Origin of the sequence: Mesorhizobium sp. M2E.F.Ca.ET.209.01.1.1 (assembly GCF_004010375.2) — a bacterium.
Classification (GTDB): domain Bacteria; phylum Pseudomonadota; class Alphaproteobacteria; order Rhizobiales; family Rhizobiaceae; genus Mesorhizobium.
Genome location: NZ_SADP02000197.1, coordinates 1 through 438, shown reverse-complemented (window position 1 = coordinate 438; position 438 = coordinate 1). Strand labels below are relative to the sequence as shown.

General features: G+C 65.3%; 1 pseudogene. It reads left to right on the top strand.

What is annotated here, in order from left to right:
- Window positions 1–438, top strand: a pseudogene (locus tag EN852_RS35260) (hypothetical protein); the annotation flags it as partial.

Here is a 438-nt window from a genome sequence, read left to right as displayed (position 1 = left end):
GCAGAACGCGCTCGACGCCGCCATCATCTCGATCACCACCATGCCGACGACGACGGCGCTGGCCGACCGCCAGACGGCGCTGCAGCAGGCCTATGCGGCGAATGGCGGTCAGGGCACAGCGACGCTGACCGGCGTCACCGTCGATGCTTTCGGCACGGCGACCTTCACCGCCACGGCGAGCTACCCGATGCCGACCAGCTTCATGCAGGTCGCCCGCATCGACACGGTGCAGGTCGGCGTCGGCTCCGCCGTGCGCAAGACGCCGGCGCTGGTGCAGACAACGTTCAAGGTGACGAAGGTGTCGGGCTACTGGGCAAAGACCATGACCCTGTGGGGCACCAAGTTCGGCGATACCACCCCCCAGAAGCTGATGACGATCGGCTACAGTTATAATGGCTATGGCGATCCGAAAGGCTACGGCACCACGACGGTGAACAC